At 65.5% G+C, this 18,627-nt stretch carries 11 protein-coding genes; 7 read left to right on the forward strand and 4 right to left on the reverse strand.

Features of this window, described 5'->3' with window-relative positions:
- Window positions 1–67: 67 nt before the first annotated feature.
- Window positions 68–2,167 (reverse strand): bifunctional rhamnulose-1-phosphate aldolase/short-chain dehydrogenase, encoded by a 2,100-nt coding sequence (locus tag GJV26_RS07840; protein WP_155708338.1) that lies wholly within the window; start codon window positions 2,165–2,167, stop codon window positions 68–70.
- 317 nt (window positions 2,168–2,484) lie between these two features.
- On the opposite strand from GJV26_RS07840, the gene GJV26_RS07845 reads away from it, so the two are divergent.
- Genes GJV26_RS07845 through GJV26_RS07870 form a run of 6 tightly spaced genes read left to right on the forward strand, consistent with a single transcriptional unit; the run spans window position 2,485 to window position 9,404 of the window.
- A complete protein-coding gene (locus tag GJV26_RS07845; RefSeq protein WP_155708339.1) occupies window positions 2,485–3,351 on the forward strand; it encodes a DeoR/GlpR family DNA-binding transcription regulator in 867 nt (288 codons plus the stop codon).
- On the forward strand, window positions 3,348–4,397 hold the full coding sequence (rhaS, locus tag GJV26_RS07850) for a rhamnose ABC transporter substrate-binding protein (protein ID WP_229419209.1): 1,050 nt from the start codon (window positions 3,348–3,350) through the stop codon (window positions 4,395–4,397). Before GJV26_RS07845 ends, rhaS begins: the two co-directional genes overlap by 4 nt.
- 3 nt (window positions 4,398–4,400) lie before the next feature.
- On the forward strand, window positions 4,401–5,951 hold the full coding sequence (locus tag GJV26_RS07855; protein ID WP_155708340.1) for a sugar ABC transporter ATP-binding protein: 1,551 nt from the start codon (window positions 4,401–4,403) through the stop codon (window positions 5,949–5,951).
- Window positions 5,948–6,961: an ABC transporter permease gene (locus tag GJV26_RS07860; RefSeq protein WP_308807669.1), complete on the forward strand. Its 1,014-nt coding sequence runs from the start codon at window positions 5,948–5,950 to the stop codon at window positions 6,959–6,961. Before GJV26_RS07855 ends, GJV26_RS07860 begins: the two co-directional genes overlap by 4 nt.
- A 5-nt stretch (window positions 6,962–6,966) precedes the next feature.
- The gene (locus tag GJV26_RS07865) at window positions 6,967–8,007 is read left to right on the forward strand and encodes an ABC transporter permease (RefSeq protein WP_155712318.1); all 1,041 of its coding nucleotides are present in this window, start codon (window positions 6,967–6,969) and stop codon (window positions 8,005–8,007) included.
- 11 nt (window positions 8,008–8,018) lie between these two features.
- Window positions 8,019–9,404: an FGGY-family carbohydrate kinase gene (locus GJV26_RS07870; RefSeq protein WP_155708341.1), complete on the forward strand. Its 1,386-nt coding sequence runs from the start codon at window positions 8,019–8,021 to the stop codon at window positions 9,402–9,404.
- 174 nt (window positions 9,405–9,578) lie between these two features.
- Here GJV26_RS07870 and GJV26_RS07875 read toward each other — a convergent pair whose 3' ends face one another.
- The 3 genes from GJV26_RS07875 to typA all read right to left on the reverse strand — a co-directional run bounded on the left by GJV26_RS07875 (window position 9,579) and on the right by typA (window position 15,984).
- The gene (locus GJV26_RS07875) at window positions 9,579–10,601 is read right to left on the reverse strand and encodes a glycoside hydrolase family 43 protein (RefSeq protein ID WP_173346168.1); all 1,023 of its coding nucleotides are present in this window, start codon (window positions 10,599–10,601) and stop codon (window positions 9,579–9,581) included.
- Between the two features lie 35 nt (window positions 10,602–10,636).
- Entirely contained in the window at window positions 10,637–13,810 is a 3,174-nt protein-coding gene (locus GJV26_RS07880) for a TonB-dependent receptor (protein ID WP_229419210.1), read from the reverse strand.
- Window positions 13,811–14,151: 341 nt separating this feature from the next.
- Complete coding sequence (gene typA, locus GJV26_RS07885; protein WP_155708343.1) at window positions 14,152–15,984, reverse strand: translational GTPase TypA; 1,833 nt, start codon at window positions 15,982–15,984, stop codon at window positions 14,152–14,154.
- Window positions 15,985–16,215: 231 nt separating this feature from the next.
- On the opposite strand from typA, the gene GJV26_RS07890 reads away from it, so the two are divergent.
- Window positions 16,216–18,618 carry a hybrid sensor histidine kinase/response regulator gene (locus GJV26_RS07890; protein WP_155708344.1) on the forward strand — a complete coding sequence of 801 codons (2,403 nt, stop codon included), beginning with the start codon at window positions 16,216–16,218 and terminating at the stop codon, window positions 18,616–18,618.
- The last annotated feature ends 9 nt before the right edge of the window (window positions 18,619–18,627 follow it).

Here is an 18,627-nt window from a genome sequence, read left to right on the forward strand (position 1 = left end):
TGCCGCCGCGTAGGGACGCGGCGGCTTTCGTTTGGCTATTTATTCTACTTTGGCTGGAGCGCTGCGATCAGCGGGTGAACGCACCGGCATTGCCGGCATCCACGTTGAGCACGTTGCCGGTGCTCTTGCCCGCCTTGTCGCTGGACAGGAAGTAGACGGCTTCGGCGATGTCTTCCGGCAGCACCGAGCGCTTCAGCATGCTGCGGTCGCGGTAGAAGGCTTCCACGTCGCCTTCCTCGATCTTGTTCGACTGGGCGCGTTCCTGCTTCCACTTGCCGTCCCAGATCTTCGAGCCCTTGATCACGGCGTCCGGGTTGACCACGTTGACGCGGATGCCCAGCGGCGCGCCTTCCAGCGCCACGCAGCGCGCCAGGTGGATCTCGGCGGCTTTCGCGGTGCAGTAGGCCGATGCGCCGGCCGATGCGACCAGGCCGTTCTTCGAGGCGACGAACACCATGCTGCCGCCCAGCTTCTGCGTCTTCATCATGCGGAAGGCGGCGCGGCTGGCCAGGAAGTAGCCCTTGACGAGGATATCCTGGTTACGGTCCCACACTTCGACCGTGGTGTCTTCCAGCGGTGCCGAGGAGGCGATGCCGGCGTTCGAGATCAGCAGGTCCACGCCGCCGAAGCGCAGCGCGGCCTCGGTGAACACGGCTTCCACCTGCTCTTCGCTGGTGATGTTGCCGGTGATCGTGGCCACGTTGTCCTTGCCGGCCACTTTCGCCAGCGCCGCCTTGGCTTCTTCCAGCGCGCCGCCGTCGATGTCGGTCAGCAGCACGCAGGCGCCTTCGGACAGCAGCTGCTTCGCCACCGCCTGGCCGATGCCGCCGGCGCCGCCGGTCACGACCGCGATGCGGCCGGCCAGGCTTTTCGGTTTCGGCATGCGCTGCAGCTTTGCTTCTTCCAGCAGCCAGTATTCGATGTCGAACGCTTCCTGCTCCGGCAGGCCCACGTAGGTGTCCACGCCGTTCGCGCCGCGCATCACATTGATCGCGTTGACATAGAACTCGCCGGCGATGCGCGCGGTGGCCTTGTCTTTCGCGAACGACAGCATGCCCACGCCCGGGATCAGGTAGATGATCGGGTTGGCGTCGCGCACCGCCGGGCTGTTGTCGCGCTTGCAGCGCTCATGGTAAGCCTTGTAGTCGTTGCGGTAGGCTTCCAGGCTGTCGTCCAGGCTGGCGGCCACGGCATCGAAGTTCGGATTGGCCGGGTCGAAGTCGACGACGAACGGGCGGATCTTGGTGCGCAGGAAGTGGTCCGGGCAGGACGTGCCCAGCGCTGCCAGCGGCGCCAGGTCGGCGCTGTTGACGAATTCCAGCACGGTGTCGGAATCGTCGAAGTGGCCCAGCTTGTATTCGGTCTTGCTGATCTTGCCGCGCAGCAGGGGCATCAGTTTCGCGGCGAACGCGGCGCGCTCTTCGGCCGGCAGCGATTGCCCTGCCTGGCCACCGAACACCGGCTGGGCGATGTTCGCTTCCAGCCATTCCTCGGCGCGCTTGATGATCGCCAGCGTGGTTTCGTACGCTTCCTTGGCGGTATCGCCCCAGGTGAACAGGCCGTGGCCTTCGAGGATGATGCCCTTCAGGTGCGGCTGCTCGGTGGACAGCTTTTCCAGGTCCAGCCCCAGGTCGAAGCCCGGGCGCTTCCATGGCAGCCAGCCCAGCACGCCTTCGAAGATCTTTTCCGTCAGCGCGCGGCTGTTGGCCGTGGCGGCGATCGCGATCAGCGAATCCGGGTGCATGTGGTCGACGTGCTTTTTGTTGATGTAGGCATGCAGCGGGGTGTCGATCGAGGCGGCGCGCGGGTTCAGGTTGAACGTGGCGTGCGGCAGGTAGGCCACCATCTCGTCTTCGTGCTCCAGGCCGCGGTAACGCTTCTTCAGCGCGTGCAGCTTGTCCAGGTAGAGGGTCGAGAAGCCGTCCAGCTTGATGCTGCCCAGGTCGCCGCCCGAACCCTTCACCCACAGGACCTCGACCTCTTCACCCGTCAGCGGGTCTTCCATCACCACCTTCGCGGACGTGTTGCCGCCGCCGAAGTTGGTGATGCGCAGGTCCGAGCCCAGCAGGTTGGAGCGGTACAGCAGCAGCTCCGGTTCGCTCATCGTCGAGGCCTTCTCGTCGTCCCAGAGCGACGTGATGGGCTGTTTCTGCTTCGGTTGGTTCATGTGGTCTCCATCGTTGATTTGCATTCGGTTTTGCCCCGCTTCGGCTGCAATGAATCGCCTTTGGAGCAAGCGGAGTCAGTAGAAATCAGAGCCCGCGGGGGTGTCAATGCACAAGCGCTCAACATCGTGACCAAGAATGAATTAATCATTTACTTGAGCGAAATGATTAGAACGTGACGCAACGGTTTCACAGAAAATCACATAATTGATCGCAGGGTGATTGACCGGATGGTTTGAAAGGGGGTAGCCTTGCCCTTAATAAATAGACCACTCACGGCACCCCGCTGCGAAGTAGGATCACACAAGGAGACGGAAACATGGTGAATCACAAGCGCCGTAAACGTTTGCTCAAGCTGCTCGCCGAGCACCACACCGCCAGCGTTCCCCAGCTGGTCGAATGGCTGAGCGCCTCCCCCGCCACCGTGCGCCGGGACATTTCCTGGCTGGCTGCGCGCAACCTGCTCACCCGCACCCGCGGCGGCGCGGCGAACCTGGCCCAGAAGAAGCGCAACCTCACGCTGACGAGCGAGACTTTCGACCACAACATCCAGTGCTTCGCCGACCGCAAGCGCGCCATCGCCCGCTACGCGGCCGGCATGTGCGAGGAAGGCGAAACGATCGTCATCAATGGCGGCACCACCACGTTCATGATGGCGGACTTCCTGGTCGACAAGCACCTGAAGATCCTGACCAATTCGTTCCTGATGGCCGAGCGCCTGCTGGTGTCGTCGGAAAACGAAGTGATCCTGCCTGGCGGCAAGGTGTACCGTGAGCAGAACGTGATTCTTTCGCCGTTCGACAACGATATCACGCAGCACCACTACGCGGCCAAGATGTTCATGAGCGTCTACGGGTTGTCGCTGCTGGGCCTGATGGAAGCCGACCCGCTGCTGATCCAGGCCGAGAAGCGCCTGATCGGCCAGGCCGAGGAACTGATCGTGCTGGCGGACAGCTCCAAGTTCGCCAAGAAGGCCGGCCTGATCCTGTGCGGCCTCGACCGCGTTTCCTGCGTGATCACCGATACCTATGCCTCCGATGCCGCCGTCCAGCTGCTCGAGCAATCCGGCGTGAAGGTGGTGACCGTGGCGCCGGAAGCGGTGCCGCCCCAGCTCGGGTCGCTGCAATTCTCGCACGGGTTCGACTTCCCGGCTTCATCGCTGTTCCATCCGGAGGCTGCACATTGAAACGCAAGACTTTTATCCTCGCAGCGCTGGCTGCCGCGGTCTCGATGACCGGCATGACCGGCTGCGGCCAGAAAAGCGACCAGCCGGCAGCCGGCGCGAACGGTGAGAAAATCCAGGGTCAGAAAATTCGTATTGCGATGGTCGTGAAAAGCCTGGGCAACGGCTTCTTCGATGCCGCCCACACGGGCGCCAAGGAAGCGGCCGCGCAGCTGAAGGACGTGGAAATCATCTATACGGGCCCCACCACGCCTTCGGCCGAGGGCCAGATCGAGATCGTCAATTCGCTGATCAGCCAGAAGGTCGATGCCATCGTCATCTCGGCCAACGATCCGAACGCGCTGGTGCCGATCGCCAAGAAGGCCATGCAGCGCGGCATCAAGGTGGTGTCGTTCGACAGCGGCCTGGCGCAGGAAGGCCGGCTGATGCAGCTGAACCCGTCCAACGCCGAACTGATCGCCCGCAAGCAGCTGCAGATGGCGGCCGATTCGATCGGCGGCGCCGGCGAGATCGCCATCCTGTCCGCCTCGGCGCAGGCCACGAACCAGAACATCTGGATCGACGTGATGAAGTCGCAGCTGAACGGGCCGGAATTCTCGAAGCTCAAGCTGGTGGCCACCACCTACGGCGACGACCAGTCCGACAAGAGCTACCGCGAGGCGATCGGCCTGCTGCGCAGCTACCCGAACCTGAAGGCGATCATCGCTCCCACCACCGTGGGCATCGTGGCGGCATCGAAGGCCATCGTCGACGAGAACGTGGTGGGCAAGGTGTTCGTCACCGGCCTGGGCCTGCCTTCCGAAATGGCCGGCCACGTGAAGAGCGGCGCGGTCAAGGAATTCGCGATCTGGAATCCGATCGACCTGGGGTATGCGGCCACCTACGCGGCCTACGACTTCGTCAAGGGCGCGGCGGATGCGAAAGCGGGCGGCAAGTTCGCCGCCGGCCGGATGGGCACCATCGCGATCGACGCGAAAGGCGAGGCCGCGATGGCCGAACCGTTCACGTACAACCGCGGCAACGTTGATCAATTCGCCAAGATTTTCTAAGCCATGCAACAGACAACGAACACACCTGCCGGGAGTGCCATCCCGGCGGGCGAGGCCGTGCTACGCCTCGAAGGCATCTGCAAGCGGTTCGGTGGCGTGACCGCGCTCAACAAGATGTCGCTCACGGTGCGCGCCGGCGAGGTGATGGCCTTGCTGGGCGAGAACGGCGCCGGCAAGTCCACCCTGGTGAAAACGCTGACCGGCATCTACCAGCCGGACGAAGGCACCATCACGCTGGGCGGCGAAGCCGTATCGTTCGCCAACGCGCAGGATGCGATGCGCGTGGGGATCACCGCGGTGCACCAGGAAAGCGTGATGTTCGACGAGCTCACCGTGGCCGAGAACATCTACGTGGGGCGCCAGCCGCAAAAGGGCGGCCGGATCGACTGGAGCCGCATCGAGCACGAGGCCGAGCAGCTGTTCGCGCGCCTCGAAGTGCCGCTGCCGGTGCGCACGAAAGTGAAGGACCTGTCGGTGGCCCAGCGCCACTTCGTGGAAATCGCCCGGGCGCTGTCGCAGGATGCCCGCGTGGTGATCCTCGATGAACCGACCGCCGCCCTCTCGCAGCGCGAGATCGGCGAGCTGTACCGCATCATCAACCAGCTGAAGGCGGCCGGCACGGCCATCATCTTCATCACCCACAAGTTCGACGAGATCTACGCCGTGGCCGACCGCTACACGGTGCTGCGCGACGGGCAGTACATCACCGAAGGCGTGCTGGCCGACATCACCGAAGGCGAGCTGGTCTCGCTGATGGTGGGCCGCGCCGTGAGCCAGGCTTACCCGAAGGCGGATGTGACGCCGGGCGCCACGCTGCTCGAAGTGAAGGACTTCTGCCACCCGACCGAATTCCAGGACGTCAGCTTCTCGCTGCGAAAAGGCGAGATCCTGGGCTTCTACGGCCTGGTCGGCGCCGGCCGCTCCGAGGTGATGCAGGCGATCTTCGGCCTCACGAAACCTTCGCGCGGCACCGTGACGATCGACGGCAAGCCCGTGAACATCGGCTGCGCGGCCGACGGCATCGCCCATGGCATCGCCTACGTGCCGGAAGACCGCCAGCACCAGGGCGCGCACCTGTCGCTGCCGATCCTGCACAACATCACGCTGCCGATCCTGGACAAGATGGGCTGGTTCCTGCGCGGCGGCAAGGCAAAGCGTGAATCGCTGGCCGTGGCGCGGCTGTACAGCGAGCAGCTCGAACTGAAGGCGCACCACCTGCGCCAGAACGTTTCCGAACTCTCCGGCGGCAACCAGCAGAAGGTGGTGCTGGGCAAGTGGCTGGCCACGAATCCGAAAGTGATCATCCTCGACGAACCCACGAAGGGCATCGACATCGGTTCGAAGGCGGCGGTGCACCGCTTCGTCGGCGAGCTGGTGAGGCAGGGATTGTCGGTGATCCTCGTGTCGTCCGAACTACCGGAAGTGCTGGGCCTGTCGGACCGCATCGTGGTGATGCACCAGGGCCGCGTGGAGCGCGAATTCTCGCGCCTCGAAGCGACCCCGGAAAACGTGTGCGCGGCCGCCTCGGGTGCCGTGCTGGAGGAAGCGGCGTGAACGCATTCAATCTGAAGTCAATGAAACGCGAACTGCTGCTGGCCGGGTCGATCGTGGTGCTGATCGTCGGCGTGGGCCTGCGCGCGCCGGTGTTCGTCACCGGTGCGAGCCTGGCCAACCTGCTGACGGACAGCACCCTGCTGATCATGCTGGCGCTGGCGCAGATGCTGGTCATCGTCACGCGCGGGGTCGACCTTTCCGTGGCGTCGAACCTGGCACTGTCGGGCATGGCGGCCGCCCTGCTCGCGGCGCACAACCCGGGCCTGCCGCTGCCGGCCATCGTGCTGGCCGCCGCGGCGCTGGGCCTCGTGCTGGGACTCGTCAACGGCTACCTGATCGGCTACCTGGACCTGCCGGCGATCGTCGTCACGCTGGGCACGATGAGCGTGTACCGCGGGCTGGTGTTCGTGCTGTCCGGCGGCGCATGGGTGTCGTCGCACCAGATGCCGGCCGACTTCATCGCCTTCCCGCTGGCGCGCCTGCTGGGCGTGACGCACCTGGTGTGGATCGCCGCGCTGGCCGTGCTGGCGGCATGGTACCTGGCTGGCCACAGCCGCTTCGGCCGTGACCTGTTCGCGATCGGCAACGCGCCTTCGAGCGCCCGCTATGTGGGCATCCCGATGGCGAAGCGCCTGCTGTGGACCTACGGGATTTCCGGCCTGGTGGCCGGCCTGTGCGGCTACCTGTGGGTGGCACGCTACGCGGTGGCCTACACCGAGATCGCCTACGGCTTCGAATTCACCGTGATCGCCGCATGCGTGATCGGCGGCATCAACATCGCCGGCGGCACGGGCTCCGTGTTCGGCGCCGTGCTGGGCGCGCTGTTCCTGGCCGTGATCGGCAACGCGCTGCCGGTGGTGAAGGTATCGCCGTTCTGGCAAAGCGCGCTGACCGGCGCCGTGATCCTGGTCGCCGTGCTGATCAACGCCCGCGACCGCAAGAAGGAAGGCCGGCAGATCCTGCCGCTGCACCTCGACAACCATCACTCGCCAGTCCGGAGTGCCGCGTGAACACCATGACCGCCACCACCAAAACACCCGAAACGACGCCGCCGCAAACACCCGCCGCCAGCGGCTCGCGCTACACGATCCTCGACCAGCCCCGCTTCGGCATCAAGGGCGTGCTGGGCAAGTGGGAAACCCTGCTCGCCCTGCTCCTGCTGCTGGTCTTCATCGTCAACGGCGCGCTGCTGCCGCACTTCCTGGATCCGTACAACCTTGCGGACGGCACGTTCAACTTCAGCGAGAAGGCCCTGATCGCGCTGCCGATGGCGCTGTTGATCATCTGCCGCGAGATCGACATCTCCGTGGCCGGCATCCTGGCGCTGTCGTCGGTGGCGATGGGGCTGGCGATGAACGCCGGCTTCCCGCCCGCCTCGCTGCTGTTCGTGGCGCTGGCCACCGGCATCGCCTGCGGCACGCTGAACGGCGTGCTGGTCACGCGCTTCGGCCTGCCCGCGATCGTGGTCACGATCGGCACCGTGTCGCTGTTCCGCGGCCTGGCGTCGGTGGTGCTGGGCGACAAGGCCTTCACCGGCTACCCGCAGCTGATGACGGACTGGGGGCAAGGGTACTTTCTTGATTTCATCCCGCGCGAATTCGTGATCCTGCTGGTGTTCGCGGCCATCTTCGCGTTCGTGCTGCACGCCACGCGGTGGGGCCGCCGCATCTACGCGATCGGCAACAACCCGATCGCCGCGCGGTTTTCCGGCATCGAGGTGGACCGCTACCGCCTGGTGCTGTTCATGCTCACCGGCGCGATGGCCGGCCTGGCGGCGTTCCTGCTGACGGGCCGCATCGGTTCCACGCGCCCGAACATCGCGATGGGCTGGGAACTGGAAGCGATCACGATGGTGATCCTGGGCGGCGTTTCCATCGCCGGCGGCGCCGGCACGATCGGCGGCGTGATGCTGGCCGTGCTGACGCTGGGCACGGTGACCTACGGCCTGTCGATGGCGAACATCCCGGGCATCTACATGACGATCGTGATCGGCCTGCTGCTGCTGGTGACGATCGCGCTGCCGCGGCTGTTGCGCGGCAGGAAGGTGGCAAAATGAGAGGTGGCCAAATGACCAGGGATCAATCGGAAGCTCGTGCAATCATCGTGCTCGACATTGGCAAGACCAACGTCAAGCTGGCGCTGATCGACGCCGCCGGCAACCAGCTGACCGAACGGCGCCGCGCCAACACGGTGCTGCGCGACGGGCCGTATCCGCACCACGACACCGAAGGCATCTGGAACTGGATGCTCGACACGATCCGCGACTTCGCGGCGACCACGCCGGTGCGGGCGATCGTGCCGGTCACGCATGGCGCCACCGCGGCGCTGGTCGACGATGCCGGGTTGGTGCTGCCGGTGCTCGACTACGAGTTCGAGCCGCCGGCCGCGCAGCGGGAAGACTACATCGCGCAGCGGCCCGCGTATGACACGACCTATTCGCCGTCGCTGCCGGCCGGCCTGAACCTGGGGCGGCAGCTGGCGTGGCTGGCCTGGGCTTATCCGGCCGATTTCGCGCGCACGAAACACATCCTGATGTATCCGCAGTACTGGGCATGGCGCCTCTCCGGGGTGGCGGCCGGCGAAGTCACGTCGCTCGGCTGCCATACGGACCTGTGGCAGCCGTCGCGCCAGCAGTATTCGCAGCTGGTCGAGCGGATGGGCTGGAACCCGCTGATGCCGCCGCTGCGCAATGCCTGGGATGCGCTGGGGCCGCTGCGCCCCGACCTGATCGAGCGCACCGGGCTGCCGGCCGATTGCCAGGTGGTGTGCGGCATCCACGACAGCAATGCCTCGCTGCTGCGCCACCTCGATGCGAAGGGCAGCCATGCGGCGCCGCCGGCCGTGCTGTCGACCGGCACCTGGGTGATCGCCGCCCTGCCCGGCGGCCCGCTGGACGATTTGCGGGAAGCGTCGGACATGCTGGCCAACTGCAGCGCGCTGGGCCAGCCGGTGCCGTGCATCCGCTTCATGGGCGGCCGCGAATTCGGCGCGCTGGCCGGCACCGACGCCGCGCCGTGCAGCGTGGCCGACCTGCAGCAGATCATCGACCAGGACTCGTACGCCCTGCCCGCGTTCGCCGAAGCGGGCGGCCCGTTCGCCGGCCGCACCGGTTCCGTCGTCGGCCCCGCGCTGCCGACCGATGCCGAACGCACCGCGCTGGCCACGCTGTACTGCGTGCTGATGAGCGACTGGTGCCTGACCGCGCTCGGTTCGGCGGGCGACATCGTCATCGAAGGCAGCTTCACCAACAACCCCCACTTCGCCCCGCTGCTCGCCGCCCTGCGGCGCGGCCAGCAGGTGACCGTCACCGACGACGCCAGCGGCACCACGTGCGGCGGCTGGATGCTGGCGCACTGGGGCACCGCCCCTTCGACCCGCTCGCACACCGCCGAGCCGATCGCGCTGCAGGGATGGCCGCAGTACCGCGAACGGTGGCTGGCGCAGTTGCTTTGAAAACAAACTGGGACGTACTCCTATTTAGAAGAAATTTCCTCTAAATAGGGGTACGTCCCCAGTTTTTCCAGGTTTCACTTTTCCCAAAAAAATAGGGACGCAAAAGTAGGGACGGACCCTGTTTTAGAGGAAATTTCCTGTAAAACAGGGTCCGTCCCTATTTTTTAGGTGGCGCTATTTTTTGTCGGGGACGGGGACGCCAAAGTCCGGCGTGCCGTCGGCCCGCCATGCTATCGCCTGGGCACGCGTGTGCCGGTCGGGGTTGCGCAGCGGGTCGCCCGCGATGTCGCGGTAATTGCGCGCATGGTAGACGAGGATATCGGTCTTGCCATCCGGCGTGGTGGTAAACGAATTATGGCCCGGGCCGTACTGGCTGTTCGCCGCGCTGCTGGCGAACACCGGCTGGGCGGACTTGGTCCATGACTTGCGGTCGAGCAGGTTGGCGCCTGCCGGTGCCGTCAGCATGCCGAGGGCATAGTTGGCGTCGGTGGCCGAGGCGGAATACGTGAGGAACACGCGGCCGTTCTTCACCAGCACCGCGGGCGCCTCGTTGACGGCGTGCCTGACCTTCTCCCAGTCGTATTCCGGTTCGGTCAGCAGCACGGCCGGGCCGGAGATCGACAGCGGCGTGTCCATCGGCGCGATGTAGATGTCGGTCTGCTTTTTGTCGCCCTCCTTCGGCCTCTGCGTCCACAGCAGGTAGCGCCTGCCGTCCAGCGCGAACGTGGTGGCGTCCAGCGCGAACGACTCCCAGCCGGTCTTCAACTGACCGCGTTCCTTCCACGGACCGCGCAGCGGGTCGTCGGATTCGCATTCGAGCACGTACAGGCGGATTTCCCAGATCTTGTCGGCGCGGCCGGCGGTGAAGTAGATAAACCACTTGCCGTCGATTTTATGCATCTCGGGCGCCCAGATGTGCGCGCCCATTTCACCTTGCGCATGCTTGCGCCAGACCGTGTGCGCTTCGGCGGCGCCCAGCGCATCGAGCGAGCGAGCGCGCCGCACTTCGATGCGGTCGTATTCCGGCACGGTGGCGGTGTAGTAGTACCAGCCATCCGGCTGCAGGGTGACGTGCGGGTCGGCGCGCTGCTTCACGAGGGGATTGTCGAAGGCCGGGACAGGGGTGGCCTGGGCAAGGGCGGTGGCGGGAAGGACCGTGGCACCCGCCGCGGCGCACACGAAAAAAACCGCGGGCATGAAGCCCGCGGTCCGTTGGAACGCTGATGGCATATTCAGTTCTTGAAGGAGACGCTCAGGTAGTAACGGCGGCCCGGGAACGCAAGCTCGTTGACGCGGAACTGGTCGCCCGCATCGGTGATTTCAGCCTGGTCGGTCAGGTTCTTGCCCTCCAGCGAGAAGGTGATGTTCTCGCTGTAGCGGTACTGCAGTTTAGCATCGAGGTAACCGGTTTTTTCCGAAAAATTCGGGTTGCCCGACACGTCGTTGCCGCCCGTGTAGTAGCGGTCGCGGTGGTTGTAGGCCACGCGCGCATTGATCGGGCCGCGGTCATACCACAGTGCCGCGTTGTAGCTGTTCTTCGACAGCCCCGGATACGGCAGCACGCTGCCATCGAGGGTGTTCAGGCGTTCGGTACCCGGCGCATACTTGTAGTTCATGCGCGTGAAGTTGGTATCCACGCCGAAGCCGCCCAGCCAGCCCGGCAGGAACGTGAACGCCGTGCGGGCCGTCACCTCGATGCCCTTGGTGGTGGCGCCCTCGCCGTTGACCGCCCCCGTCACGTCCCACAGGCGGCCATCGCCGTACACGTCGACATCCTTCTGCAGGTTCTTCTCCAGGATGTAGCTGGAGATCTTCTTGTTGAAGAACGCCACGCTGACCTGGGTGTCGGCGCTCGGGTAATACTCGAGCGACAGGTCGGTATTGGTGGCGCGGAATGGCTTGAGCTTCGGATTGCCGGCCGTGCAGTCGTCGGCCGTGCCGTCGCCGCCCACCAATTCGCTGCCGCTGTTGGCGATGCACGAGATGTTCGGTGCCAGCAGGTCGATGCGCGGCCGCGACATCACCTTGCCCCAGCCCAACCGCACCAGGAACGTGTCCGGCACCAGCCAGGCCATCAGGTTGGCGCTCGGCAGCACGTCGTGGTACTCGTTGTCGACCGTGGCGATGCTGTTCGAGATGATGTAGTCGGTGTAGGCCGTCGAGTTGTTGGCGCCGGTGCGGAGGCGGTAACGGTAGGACGACGAACCCGTCGCGCGGCTGCGGGTCCCCGTGTAGCGGGCGCCGACATTGCCGGTGAAGCCGTAGCCGAGCAGTTCGGAGTCGAAGTCCAGGCGGGCGTAGGCGGAGCGCACGTTTTCCTCGGACTTGTAGGCCGGGATCTGCGGATAGGTCTTGCCGTCGCTGCCCGGCGCGCTGGTCAGGTAGTCGTGGTTGAAGTGCGACGTGTCGAAGTTCGGCGCCGCGGCGGCGTAGTTCGGCGTCGTCCAGCCGGCGGGCAGGTTGCTCACCTTGTCGTAGCCATTGAAGAACGTGCCCGGGGTGCGGCCGATGATCGAGCTGACCAGCGCCTGCATCTGGGCCGCGGTGGCGTAATTCGTCGCGTAGCTGTTGTTCAGGAACGATTGCGTCTCCGGCGAGCGGATCACGCCCGAGGTGTTCAGCGGATCGTAGATCAGCGTCTGGTTGACGTTGGCGCTGATGATGCCCACGTCGTCGGCCGTGGTGGAGAGATCGTTGCTGTTCAGGTAGCCGCCGCCGTTGTACTGGCGGCCTGTCGACTTGCGGGCCTGGGCGCCGACCCACAGTTTCGAGAAGAAGCCGTCGAGGCGGTATTTGGCGTCGATCTTGGCCTGGTCTTCGGTATTGCGCGTTTCCGACGGACGGTACTGCAACTGCACCTGCGTGTACGAGCTGGCGTCATCCGGCGAATAACCGCTCGGGAACGTGAAGTGCGGCAGGCCCTGGGCATCGAGCGCGACCTTCAGGCCCGGCGCGTTCTGCGTCAGCACCACGTTGTTGCTGTCGCTGAAGTAGTCGGACGACGACGTGCCGACCAGGCCTTCCACTTCCAGCCGGTCGCGCTTGAAGGTGAAGCCGCTGGACAGGTAGCGCGAACGGATATCGAGCTCATAGTCGCGCGCCGACGTGGAGAACGCGCCCTGCCCGCCCTGGCCGCCCACGTTCAGGCAGTTGCCCACCGTGTATTCGGTGACGTAGTGGTTCTGCACCGTCATGCCGGCCGGCGTGCCCGTGGTCGGGATGGCCGTGCAGGTGCCGCCGGATCCGATGCCGCTGGCGTTGTACACCGGCGCCTTGCCGGCGCTGGCCAGGCGGTTGACGTTTTCGAATGCCGTGCCGAAGTTGCGGTCGTTCAGGCGCTGGTCCTGCTTGTTGTCCTGGTAGCTCACGTAGGCATTGAAGCTTTTCGAGAACTCATACTGCGCGGTCACCTCGGCGGACGAGCGCTTGTGATCGCGCGTCCACATGCCGTAGCGCGCGATGCCGGGCGAGTAGTCGTACCACTGCTTGAGGCAATCGGTCTTGGGCGTGCCGGTCAGCGCGTCGCATCCGGCCTGGCTGCCGATCGCGGCAAGCGCCGGGTCCTTGCTCACCACCGTTTTTTCGGCCGATGCATCCCAGTCGCGCAGGAAGCGCCACGACGTGTTGCGCGCATAGTCCTGCTGCGTGAGCACCTTGTCGTAGACGAAGTTGCCCATCAGGCCCAGCTTGTTGTCGAAGTATTTGTCGGCCAGCAGCAGGCTGCCGCGCGGCTGCACGCCGCCGCGGCTGGACGACTGCTGCCCGGACGCGGTGGCGGCGACTGTCGGCTTCTTGAAGTCCAGCGGCTTGCGGGTCTTTACGCTGACGGTGCCGCCCACGCCGCCTTCGGTCATGTCCGCGGTCACGCCCTTGTACACGTCGATGGACTGGATCAGTTCCGAAGCCAGTTCGCGCAGTTCGGCGCCGCGGCCGGCCCCACCGCCGGTGGACAGCACCGACATGCCGTTGATCTCGACACGGTTCAGGTCCGGCTCCACGCCGCGGATGGCCACCTGCGAGCCCTCGCCGAACGAACGGGACAGCTGCACGCCGGTGATGCGCGACAGCGCCTCGCCCACGTTCTTGTCGGGGAACTGGTTGATGTCTTCGGCGATGATCGAATCGGACACCGTGGCGTTGCGGATCTTGCGGTCGATCGCGGAAGCGACCGATTTGCGCGTGCCGGTCACGACCACGACGCTGCCTTGCGAAGGATCGGCAGCCGGCGCGGCGGCCGGCGCAGCCTGCTGCGCTTCCTGGGCCGCAGGCGCAGTAACGGGTGCGGCCGTGGCGGTTGCCTCCTGCGCCATGGCGGCATGCGCGGCCAGCATCAATGCGGCGATCGCGAAAACGGTCCTGCGGTTCAGGCGGCCGGCCGCCTGCACGTTGTTGGTGTGCCTGGTCAATTGCTTCTCCTCCGAATGGCGGCTCCTGATAGAGCCTTTTATATTTGAATCAACTCCGGAGGATTCTATGTGAGGTACGTCGTCGTACAACTTCAACTCAGCAACAAATCACCAACATGAGCAAGAGTGACTTTTGCTCACCGAAATGATCAGTCGATGTAAATTCTTGCGCAGTTTTTCGCGCAATTTGTATCAAGATGTTACCGGCTGTCGTGTTTTCGCACGTTCGATATTTATTGCAGTGCAACATCTGAGCGGTTCCTGCGTGGATCATGCAGGCGAAAAAAAACCCGCCGGTCTTGCGACCCGGCGGGTTTTTCGATTCGGCCAGGCCGAACGGCTTACGCGTCGCGCGAAGCCTTTTTACGCTCGTGCTCTTTCAGGTAACGCTTGCGCAGGCGGATCGATTTCGGGGTGATCTCGACCAGTTCGTCGTCCTCGATGAATTCCACGGCGTATTCGAGCGACATCTGGATCGGCGGCACCAGGCGCACCGCTTCGTCGGTACCCGACGAGCGCACGTTGGTCAGCTGCTTGCCCTTGATCGGGTTCACGACCAGGTCGTTGTCGCGCGAGTGGATGCCGATGATCATGCCTTCGTACACCGGATCGTTGTGCGACACGAACATGCGGCCGCGGTCCTGCAGTTTCCAGATCGCGTAGGCCACGGCGGCGCCGTCGTCCTGCGAGATCAGCACGCCGTTGCGGCGGCCAGCCAGCTCGCCGCGCGTGTTGTCGACCGGCGCGTAGGCGTCGAACACGTGGCTCATCAGGCCGGTGCCGCGCGTCAGCGTCATGAACTCGCCCTGGAAGCCGATCAAGCCACGGGCAGGAATGCGGTACTCCAGGCGCACGCGGCCCTTGCCGTCCGATTCCATGTTCTGCAGGTCGCCGCGGCGGCGGCCCAGTTCTTCCATCACGCCGCCCTGGTTGGCTTCTTCCACGTCCACCGACAGGTTTTCATACGGCTCGTGGCGCACGCCATCGACCATCTTGAACACCACGCGCGGACGGGAAACGGCCATCTCGAAGCCTTCGCGGCGCATGTTTTCGATCAGGATCGTCAGGTGCAGTTCGCCGCGGCCGGACACTTCGAAGATCGTGTCGTCGTCGGTCGGTGCCACGCGCAGTGCCACGTTGGCCTTCAGTTCCTTGTCCAGGCGGTCGCGCAGCTGGCGCGACGTGACGAACTTGCCTTCGCGGCCGGCCAGCGGCGAGTTGTTGACCATGAAGTTCATCGTCAGGGTCGGCTCGTCGACGGTCAGCATCGGCAGCGGGTCCGGGGTATCCGGTGCGCACACGGTCGAACCGATGCCGATTTCCTCGATACCGTTGATCAGCACGATGTCGCCGGCAACGGCTTCATCGACCAGCACGCGCTCCAGGCCCTTGAAGTTCAGCACCTGGTTGATGCGGCCCTTGATCGGGGTAGCGCCCGGGCCATCGACCACGACGATGTCCTGGCCGGCCTTGATGCGGCCGCGCGAGATGCGGCCGATGCCGATCTTGCCCACGTACGACGAGTAGTCCAGCGACGTGACCTGCATCTGCAGCGGGCCGTCCGGATTGTCGTCGCGCACCGGCACGTGCTTCAGGATCGCTTCGAACAGCGGCTTCATGTCGCCTTCGCGCACATCTTCCGTCAGGCCGGAGTAGCCGTTCAGGCCCGATGCGTAGACGATCGGGAAGTCCAGCTGCTCGTCGTTGGCGCCCAGCTTGTCGAACAGTTCGAACGTGGCGTTGATCGCCCAGTCGGCGCGCGCGCCCGGACGGTCGATCTTGTTGACGACCACGATCGGCTTCAGGCCCAGCGCCAGCGCCTTGCGGGTCACGAAGCGGGTCTGCGGCATCGGGCCTTCCTGGGCATCGATCAGCAGCAGCACCGAGTCGACCATCGACAGCACGCGCTCCACTTCGCCGCCGAAGTCGGCGTGGCCCGGGGTGTCGACGATGTTGATGTGCGTGCCTTCATACTCAACGGCGCAGTTCTTCGACAGGATCGTGATGCCGCGTTCCTTTTCGAGGTCGTTCGAGTCCATGACGCGGGTGTCGACCTGCTGGTTTTCACGGAAGGTACCGGACTGGCGCAGCAGCTGGTCCACGAGGGTCGTTTTGCCATGGTCGACGTGGGCGATGATGGCGATGTTGCGAATTGCGCGTTTAGTAGTAGACATAGTCGTTGTGTTTAGTAAAACTGATGGGACGCCGAAGCTGCTGGGTACTGATGAATGCGAACGGCTGCTGAGCAGGCGCCCCGGCAAATGCGGATGCACTGAACCCACTAGTATAGCATGGCGTTGTGACAGCTCAAAGACAGGGCTCTTTCAGTTCCCGCTGTGTGACCTGTCCAACGGAACTGCCGTTGTATTACTGGCATGCTAATGTGATTCTCCGCCAGGAACCCCATGAGCGACCGAACACCCGACCTGGGCATCGTTTTCAATGCCCTGCCCACGCCCTACCTGCTGCTGGCCGCCGATTTCACGATCGTGCAGGCCACGGATCTCTACCTGCGCGCCAACGGCACCACGCGCGCGCAACTGATCGGCAGGAATGTCTTCGACGTGTTCGGCGGCAATCCCGTCGATCGGCTGGACAACGACCTGACGATGGCGAACCTGCGCGCCTCGCTGACGCGCGTGCTGGAGACCGGGCGGCCGGATGCGATGCCGGTGCAGCGCTATGACATTCCCGCGCCCGACCGGCCGGGCGAATTCCTGCAGCGGCACTGGAGTCCCGTCAATACCCCGGTGCTCGACGACGCCGGCAACGTTACCGCCATCGTGCATTACGTGAAGGACGTGAGCGCGCGGGTGCGCGGCTATGCGCGGCGCGATGCGCTGGTGCGCCTCTCCGACGCCTGGCGCGACCTGCGCTCGCCGCGCGAGATCGTGTTCACGGCGCTGGCCATGCTGGGCGAGCTGCTGGGCGTGGACCGGGTGTCCTACGGGCGCTACAACGACGCCACCGATACGCTCTACGTGGGCCCGGACTGGTGCCGACCGGGCATCCCCTCGCTCGAGGGCACGGTGCGGCTGCGCGAATTCGGCACTTTCGTGGACGACATGCAGCTGGGCCACGCGGTGGTCATCGACGACGTGGCGCGCGATCCCCGCACGGCGGCCCACGCGGAACCGTTCCGCCGCCATCATGCGCAGGCGTTCGTCGACATTCCCGTGATCGAGCTCGGGCGGCTGAAGAGCATCCTCGTGATCAGCGACACGCTGCCGCGCCACTGGGCGCCGGACGACGTGGCGCTGATGCGCGAATTCGCCGAGCGTATCCGCACCGCCAGCGAACGGGCGCGCAGCATGGAGGCGCTGGCCACCAGCGAGGCGAAGTTCCGCACGATCACGAACGCGATGCCCCAGATGGTATGGTCGACGCTGCCGGACGGCTACCACGACTACTACAACGAGCAGTGGTACGAATACACCGGCATGCCGCCCGGCACGACGGACGGCCCGCGATGGAACGACATGTTCCACCCGGACGACCGCGAGCGTGCCTGGGCGACCTGGCGGGACAGCCTGGCCACCGGCGAGGTGTACGAGATCCAGTACCGGCTGCGCCACCACTCCGGCGAATACCGCTGGACACTGGGCCGCGCGATGCCGGTGCGCGACGAAAGCGGCCGCATCGCGCGCTGGATGGGCACCTGCACCGACATCCATTCGCAGAAGCTGGCCGAGGCTGCGCTGCGCGAGGCGGCCCTGCGCAAGGATGAATTCCTGGCCATGCTGGCGCACGAGCTGCGCAACCCGCTGGCGCCGATCGGCACCGCCGCCCAGTTGCTGAAGACGGGGCTGGCGGACGAAAAGACCCGCGTGGTGGCCAGCGACATCATCACCCGGCAGGTGCGGCACATGGCGCACCTGGTCGACGACCTGCTCGACGTGTCGCGCGTGACGCGCGGGCTGGTGCAGCTGAACATGGCGGAGCTGGACATGGCGGACGTGGTGGCCAGCGCCGTCGAGCAGGCATTGCCGCTGATCGAGGAACGCCGCCACGCGCTCGACCTGCACCTGCCGGATCATCCGGCCGCCGTGCAGGGCGACCGCACCCGGCTCGTGCAGGTGATCGCCAATGTGCTCAACAACGCGGCCAAGTATACGCCGCCCGGCGGACGGATCGCGCTGCGGCTGGACGTGGCGGACGGCCAGGCCCGCGTGGCGGTGCGCGACAACGGCAACGGCATCGCCCCCACGCTGCTGCCGCACATCTTCGACCTGTTCATCCAGGGCGAACGCAACCCCGACCGTGCCCAGGGCGGCCTGGGGCTGGGCCTGACACTAGTGAAAAGCATCACCACGCTGCACGGCGGCGCGGTGACGGCGCACAGCGACGGCCCGGGCCGCGGCAGCGAATTCACGATCCGCCTGCCGGTGCGCGGCGAAGCGGCCGTGCCGGCGCTGGCGGCCCCCATCGAAGACACGCCCGCGGCGGCGCGCGCATTGCGCCTGCTGGTCGTGGAAGACAATCCGGACGCCGCCGGCGTGCTGGCCGAACTGCTGCGCACCGAAGGGCACGACGTGGCCGTGGCGGAAGACGCCGAAACCGCGCTGCGCCGCGCCGACCTGGCGGCGATCGACGCCTTCATCCTCGACATCGGCCTGCCCGGCATGGACGGCTACACGCTGGCGCGGCTGCTGCGCGGCGACCCGGCCACCGCCGGTGCCACGCTGATCGCGCTGACCGGCTACGGCCAGCCCAGCGACCGCGCGCAGTCCCACGCCGCCGGGTTCAACCGGCATTTCGTCAAGCCCGCCGACCCGGCCGAACTGCTGGTGGCGCTGCAGGCGGTATAAGCCGGCCCT

Origin of the sequence: Pseudoduganella dura (assembly GCF_009727155.1) — a bacterium.
GTDB classification, from domain to species: Bacteria; Pseudomonadota; Gammaproteobacteria; order Burkholderiales; family Burkholderiaceae_D; genus Rugamonas; species Rugamonas dura.